At 35.9% G+C, this 6,225-nt stretch carries 8 protein-coding genes; 6 read left to right on the forward strand and 2 right to left on the reverse strand.

Translation table 11 applies throughout. From position 1 onward, the window contains the following. Positions 1 to 109: 109 nt before the first annotated feature. Positions 110 to 376, forward strand: coding sequence for a DUF2789 family protein (locus FW754_RS14795; RefSeq protein ID WP_446325066.1), 267 nt, complete (start codon positions 110 to 112; stop codon positions 374 to 376). Between the two features lie 107 nt (positions 377 to 483). Then, positions 484 to 741 (forward strand): DUF2789 family protein, encoded by a 258-nt coding sequence (locus tag FW754_RS14800; protein WP_409512328.1) that lies wholly within the window; start codon positions 484 to 486, stop codon positions 739 to 741. Positions 742 to 830: 89 nt separating this feature from the next. Here the strand turns inward: FW754_RS14800 and FW754_RS14805 are convergent, their stop codons facing one another. Then, positions 831 to 1,349, reverse strand: coding sequence for a hypothetical protein (locus FW754_RS14805; protein WP_409512327.1), 519 nt, complete (start codon positions 1,347 to 1,349; stop codon positions 831 to 833). Between the two features lie 259 nt (positions 1,350 to 1,608). Here FW754_RS14805 and FW754_RS14810 point away from each other — a divergent pair, with 259 nt between their 5' ends. Continuing rightward, complete coding sequence (locus FW754_RS14810; RefSeq protein ID WP_446325067.1) at positions 1,609 to 2,490, forward strand: hypothetical protein; 882 nt, start codon at positions 1,609 to 1,611, stop codon at positions 2,488 to 2,490. Between the two features lie 136 nt (positions 2,491 to 2,626). Here the strand turns inward: FW754_RS14810 and FW754_RS14815 are convergent, their stop codons facing one another. Next, positions 2,627 to 3,223 carry a 2OG-Fe(II) oxygenase gene (locus tag FW754_RS14815; RefSeq protein WP_409512325.1) on the reverse strand — a complete coding sequence of 199 codons (597 nt, stop codon included), beginning with the start codon at positions 3,221 to 3,223 and terminating at the stop codon, positions 2,627 to 2,629. A 115-nt stretch (positions 3,224 to 3,338) separates the two neighbouring features. Here FW754_RS14815 and FW754_RS14820 point away from each other — a divergent pair, with 115 nt between their 5' ends. The 3 genes from FW754_RS14820 to FW754_RS14830 all read left to right on the forward strand — a co-directional run bounded on the left by FW754_RS14820 (position 3,339) and on the right by FW754_RS14830 (position 6,194). Further along, positions 3,339 to 4,196: a 23S rRNA (adenine(2030)-N(6))-methyltransferase RlmJ gene (locus FW754_RS14820; protein WP_409512324.1), complete on the forward strand. Its 858-nt coding sequence runs from the start codon at positions 3,339 to 3,341 to the stop codon at positions 4,194 to 4,196. Between the two features lie 40 nt (positions 4,197 to 4,236). Continuing rightward, a complete protein-coding gene (gene pssA, locus FW754_RS14825; protein WP_446325068.1) occupies positions 4,237 to 5,058 on the forward strand; it encodes a CDP-diacylglycerol--serine O-phosphatidyltransferase in 822 nt (273 codons plus the stop codon). A 62-nt stretch (positions 5,059 to 5,120) separates the two neighbouring features. After that, a complete protein-coding gene (locus tag FW754_RS14830; protein WP_446325069.1) occupies positions 5,121 to 6,194 on the forward strand; it encodes a DUF6670 family protein in 1,074 nt (357 codons plus the stop codon). The last annotated feature ends 31 nt before the right edge of the window (positions 6,195 to 6,225 follow it).

The raw sequence follows: 6,225 nt of genomic DNA on the forward strand, positions 1-6,225 counted from the left end.
TCAACAAAAAATTACAAGAATAGACAGCGAACTGAGCAGACAAATTAGGCAAAGCTTCATATTTTAAAGATCACAATGAATAATTTGAAAAGAAAGAGGAATACTTGATATGTTTGATCAGCAACCGACTCTAGAATTATTATTTGAGCAATTGGGCTTATCATCTGAATCAGATGCAATTGATCAGTTTATTGAGGAACATCAATTGCCTGAAGGTACTATGATGCATCTAGCGCCATTTTGGACAGAAAACCAAAAGCAATTTTTATCGAGTCATTGGCAAAAAGATGATGAGTGGTCCATCGTGATTGATAATTTAAACGAGTTATTAAATAAAGATATTAAAGCTGAACGTATTAAAAATTTAAGAAAATAAGTGGTAAAAATACAAAAAAAGTCCAATCAAAAATTGGGCTTTTTTTTAATCAATTTATCAGTTAGGATAATATGAAAATACAGAACAATTGATAAGGAGGGCGCAGGATGCTCACACAACAAAAACCATCCTTGGATTTACTGTTTTCACAACTCGGTTTAGCAAACAGTCCCGCAGCAATTGAATTGTACATTCGTACACATCAACTTCCTGCAAATGTTTCACTACATGACGCACCTTTTTGGAATAAAAGTCAGCGTGCATTATTAATTAGTCATTTGGTACAAGATGATGATTGGGCGATTTGGGTTGATGAGCTTAATCAGCAATTACATATGGATGCTTATAAACTCCAACCTGTTTAACTTTAACTTTTCCCAAGCGCAACAAAAAATGGCTCATTTCTGAGCCATTTCTATTTTTAAACTTTAAACTTTACACATTTCTATATTGATTAACTTGGAAGCACTTTTGGAAACCATTCGGCACCACGTACAGAGTGAAATGCTGAGTGTGACTGCAACAATGCAGGATCATGTGCAGGATTTTTTAAATATTTACCAATCCAATGACGAGTCATAGCTATTTCATTTTTACTCACAGCAGCATAAGCCAAGAAAAAATAAATATCTGCATCTTCATTCACGGTTAATGGTTTTAAAATTTGCTGTGTAATTAAGGCATAACGCGTTTCTTTAGTAATTTCGAAAAAGATCATATAGGCCTTTACCAAATGCAAAGAAAGTTTTACATACAACGCCATTGGCATTTCTTCGTATTCAACTCGAGCTGTTTCAAGTAACACAATCGCTTCTTGCAGGAAGTGGATTTGTTCCTGTTTAGAATGGCTTATTGTTGCAAGCTCTAAGCGTAAATCCCCACGTTCAAGTGCAAGTTCGGGTGAATTGTTTGTCAAATACAATTGATCCGTTTCACCAATGCGCGAGATGATATTTGTTGTATTTACAGACATGTCCGAATCCTCTTTAGTTCTGCTCATTATAATAAGGCTGATGTCTGTGATTTAAACCCCTTGTCAATCAGAAACTGTATTTTAAGTGTGTTTAATATTTTAGCGATTATCAGTTTAATAGTAATTTTTTCTAAAAAATAAAAATTAATTTGTTACTAAATATCAAGTGGTTGTGTTTAAAAAATAAACAAAAAATATGATTGATGTAGTATTTTGTTTCCTTGTGTTATTTATTTTTTATTTTTGTAGTGGGGTTTTTATGAACAAAAAAATGAAACTGAATATTTATGGCTTAGGGATGGGCTGGTTGTTGCTTTGTAGTGGGCATACGATGGCGAATGATGTTTATGAGGCAATGCGGGGGTTGTCATTGGAGTCAGAAAATATTAATCAAATTTTAACAGAGAAGGTTCCTGAGTTTGCAACCATGATGAATAATCAAGTTGCTCAAGGTTATACGGTGACTTTGAAAGATACGGTTGGCAAGGAAGCAAATCGGGTTGAAGTTATTGTGCGACGTGCAAATGAAAATACTGTTCAATATCAACGCTTACAAGGAAAAGGCTTACCCTTTTTTGTTGTGGTGCGTAACCACTCAAGTGAAAGAATAAAATTTAAGCCAAATGAGGTTCGTTTAACTTTTAATGACCGTGAATATAAGCCCATGACCAATGGTCGGCTAGAGCAGGTTTTAAAGCGTACAAATTTAAAAGAGTTTTCTTTGAAAAGAGCAGTGAGTGACATTGCTGTTATTGCTAAAACTGCAACGGCTATACCGAGTTTAGAAGGCGTGAGTTTAATGACAAATACGCTTGTTGGTGCATTAAAAGGTTCTGATGTAACTCAAGTTATTTTACAAGAAACACAAGGTCAAGTGACTAAAAGTGGACAAAGAATAGGTAAGTTTAAAGATTTCCATAATATGATTCAGACTCAGCTTGATGAAGAGTTTAAAGCTGGTGATAACATGTTTTTGCATATGGATGAAATGGATTTACCTGGACACAGCCTAACGTCTTTCAATATATTTTTTGAAGAGGCGACATTAAATGATAAAAACATGCAAATACGAATGCCAATGGCGAGTATTCAACATGAATATAAATTTAAGTTTGTAGATGAACAAGCAGCAAATTTTTAAAATCTGTACGAAAATATAAGTGCTATTGAATATTTTCGAAGTCAAAATATTAAAATGCGAGGAAATATTGGTTTAAATCTCATCAATATTTCCTTGATTTATTTGTGTGGCTTGATCAAATAAATTTTGATTGAACTCAAATGGTTTGAGTACGTAACCATGCTGTAATTGATAGGCGTTGTTCTTTTGCCTCAATTACTTCATGTAATAAGTCACTTTGAAAGATCGCAATACGATTTGGTTTCGGAACAATGGTATGCCATTGATTATTTTTGTCTTGTAAACGTAATTGTCCGTCCCATTCTGCTCGCCATGCTTCATGCAAATAGTAAACAGTTGAAATAATACGACCATTTTTACCTTGAGGATTGTCTCGATGTAAGGCATAAAATTCACCTGCGTTGTAACAGGCAAAATGAGCTTCGACTTCTTGAATACCTAAGTAAAAACTTCTATTTAAGACTTGAGAAAGTGCTTGAAGGGCATTGATATGTTGTTGAGCGATCTTTAATTCTTCATTAATCCAAAGAATGTGATCACTACGAATATTGCTAACGACACCATTTTGAATGGCAGCTTCACGAAAAAGATTAAGATTTGAAGTACATTCTTCAACAAGTTGTTGGGTATAGCTAAATGGATAAGCATTGTCAATAAAAGTAAAACCATGCTGATCAAGATCATCGAGAATTTGATCAACATTCCAAGACTCTGGGAGGAGTGTAGCTTCCATAAAATTCCAATAAAACAACAGAAAAATTCAAGCTAATAGTTTAGAACAAATGTGGAAAGATGAAGAAATGTTTTTTCGTGCTAAAATAGCGGTTGAACTCAGGAATAATTGAAACATGAATTACCGTCACCATTTCCATGCGGGCAACTTTGCCGATGTCATGAAGCATGTATTGTTGCTACAGCTACTCTCGCGTCTTAACACGAAAGATAAACCTTATCGTTATATCGATACGCATGGTGGTGCGGGCAAATACGATCTATCAACAGCAGAAGCACAAAAGTCGGGTGAGTTTTTAAATGGTATTCATCGTCTTGTAAAACTTGATGATTCTATTAAACGTAATGCTCCTGAAGGCGTAAAGCAATATCTTAAGGTTGTTGAAGATATGCGTGCAGGTTCAGGTAAAGGTGCATACCCAGGTTCACCATGGTTTGCGCTTGAAGGCATGCGTGATATTGATAAAGCGACTATTTTTGAAATGCAGCGCGATGTATTTCAACAGCTCTACTATAATATTCGTGATAAGCGTGCAGGCTTACATGAACGTAATGCTTATGAAGGCTTACTTGGTGTGATTCCACCGAAGGAAAAACGTGGTTTGGTGATGATTGATCCACCTTACGAAATAGAACGTAAAGATTTCCCACAACTTGTTGAGTTGATGGTTGCTGCTTACAAAAAATGGCCTACGGGTGTTTTTGCAGTTTGGTATCCAATTAAAGACCGTGCCATGATTGAACGTTTTGAGAAAAAAATGATCAAAACGGGTATTCGCCGTCAGTTGGTATGTGAAATTTGCGTATGGCCAGATGATACGCCAGTTGGTTTAAATGGCTGTGGCTTACTTGTGATCAATCCACCATGGAAATTCTCTCAAGACGCTGACGAAGCATTACAATGGTTATTCCCGCATTTACGTATGCAGGATACGGGTGGACATGCCGCTGTTCGTTGGTTGGTTGGTGAGTAATTTTTAATAAAAGCAATAAGGTCACATGTAGGATCCGAAAATGACAAATACAAATAAACCCGAAAGCGATCAAGCTTCAGAAGCGCAAACGAGTTTCGATGGCATTACGTTTGAAGTGGAAGAAGAAGAGCATACGCAAGAAGGTAATAAAGTGAAGCGTCGTGGTATCTATCTGTGGCCGAACCTGATTACAACCTCAGCGTTGTTGTCAGGTTTTTACTCGATTATTGCCAGTATGAATGGCGATTATACGCAAGCAATTTATGCTATTTTTATTGCAGCATTACTTGATGGTTTAGATGGTCGAGTTGCACGTGCGATTGGTGCGCAAAGTGCCTTTGGTGAGCAGTTTGATTCATTGTCTGACTTGTTAGCATTTGGTGTTGCACCTGCTATTCTTATGTATAGTTGGAGTTTGCATGATTTAGGTCGTATTGGCTTAGCTGCATGTTTTGTCTATACAGCTTGTGCTGCATTTCGTTTAGCACGTTTTAATGTACAAATTGGTGTGGTCGATAAACGCTACTTTATTGGTGTTGCAAGTCCGCTTGCTGCCATTATGATCGTATCATTGGTTTGGGTTGGGCGAGATTTTCCGCTTATTTTCGATTTAAAAGATGTTGCTATTCAAACTGTAAATGCTGTGATTATTGTTGCAGTCGGTTTATTGATGATTTCCAATATCAAGTACTACTCATTTAAAACAGTCGATCGTAGTCGTGTGCCATTTTTCGTTTTACCTATTGTTGTATTTATTCTTGCGGCAATGACGTATAACATTCCTGTAGGGATTTTGGTTATTTCAATTATTTATGCATTATCAGGATTTGTAACGACCTTTATGGCACGAAAATCAGCATAAATAAAATCTAAAAATGAGATCAGAGATTTTGAAATATAGGGCGGGATAAAAGGAGCCTGATTATGAAGCTGTTTATGCATCCATCCAATGAATCTAAGCAGCTTAAGTCAGAGCGGTTCCCGCTTGATCTCGCTTACCATCCTGTTAAGGGGTGGTACAAAATTATTTACCAAGGATTGATCCTTCCCGATTTACCATCACCATTACACTATTTCAATTTTAAAGCACTCACAGGGCAACCCAATATTCCCATTTTGCGTAATCAAAGCGCTATTTCTACAAATCCCTTAGATACTGTTTTTGTGTTGAGTAGTAGTAGTCCACAAATGACAGGACATATCCATAATTATTCTCAACAGAATGAATGCCACTTTAAGGACACACTTTTTCGATTTGGCGAAAAACAACAATTAAGTGGTACATTTCCTAGATTTCATTTACAGCAGAATGATGATGAGTTACAGGTTAATTTAAATATCGAAACACAGCCGATCATTCATCAGTTCAATCGTTTAAAAATTGGTATTTATGATCACTGGTCACTGCTTTGTCAATGTCAGGGTTCTATTCGATATAAAAATCAAACTTTTGAGATTAACCATCAAGGTGCATTTGAATATGCGCGTGCAATCAATGTGCTTTATTTACCGATATGCTTTTATACCTACCAAATGATTCATTTGAAAAATCAACAGCAACTTATTTTGATTCAATTAAAAAATCAATTTAATCAGATCATTCAGTCGCGTATGTATTTACGATCAGCAGATCATAAACCCTCTATTTTTATTGATGAACAGGTTAGCTTCAATATTCATCGGGTTTATCCGAAAGTAACTACACCAAATCAACAAGAAATGTATCTCCCTCGTGAATTTGAATGGGAAGTGAAACATGCTGAATATGATATTCACTTATATGGTCAAAGCCGTGGAGATTTTAAATTTGGTTTAGGTGCAGGCTATGTTGGAAGCTTTTGTTACCAATTAAAGATCAATAATGAAGTGGAGGAGGGGAGTGCGGGCTATTGTGAATATATCGATGTGCGACCAGTACTTTGGCAAGAACAGAATGATGATGAAAAAAATAACAATAAAATTGCTAATACTGCCCCAATTGCACTTAAAAATAGATAAAAAGTTGTATTTTGCCTAATAAACAACCACC

It is taken from the genome of Acinetobacter sp. 1207_04, assembly GCF_052850415.1.

Coding starts and splice junctions, on each gene's coding strand:
- FW754_RS14815 (WP_409512325.1), bottom strand. CDS start 3,223: ATGGAAGCTACACTCCTCCCAGAGTCTTGGAATGTTGATCAAATTCTC.
- FW754_RS14830 (WP_446325069.1), top strand. CDS start 5,121: ATGAAGCTGTTTATGCATCCATCCAATGAATCTAAGCAGCTTAAGTCA.
- FW754_RS14810 (WP_446325067.1), top strand. CDS start 1,609: ATGAACAAAAAAATGAAACTGAATATTTATGGCTTAGGGATGGGCTGG.
- FW754_RS14820 (WP_409512324.1), top strand. CDS start 3,339: ATGAATTACCGTCACCATTTCCATGCGGGCAACTTTGCCGATGTCATG.
- FW754_RS14805 (WP_409512327.1), bottom strand. CDS start 1,349: ATGTCTGTAAATACAACAAATATCATCTCGCGCATTGGTGAAACGGAT.
- pssA (WP_446325068.1), top strand. CDS start 4,237: ATGACAAATACAAATAAACCCGAAAGCGATCAAGCTTCAGAAGCGCAA.
- FW754_RS14800 (WP_409512328.1), top strand. CDS start 484: ATGCTCACACAACAAAAACCATCCTTGGATTTACTGTTTTCACAACTC.
- FW754_RS14795 (WP_446325066.1), top strand. CDS start 110: ATGTTTGATCAGCAACCGACTCTAGAATTATTATTTGAGCAATTGGGC.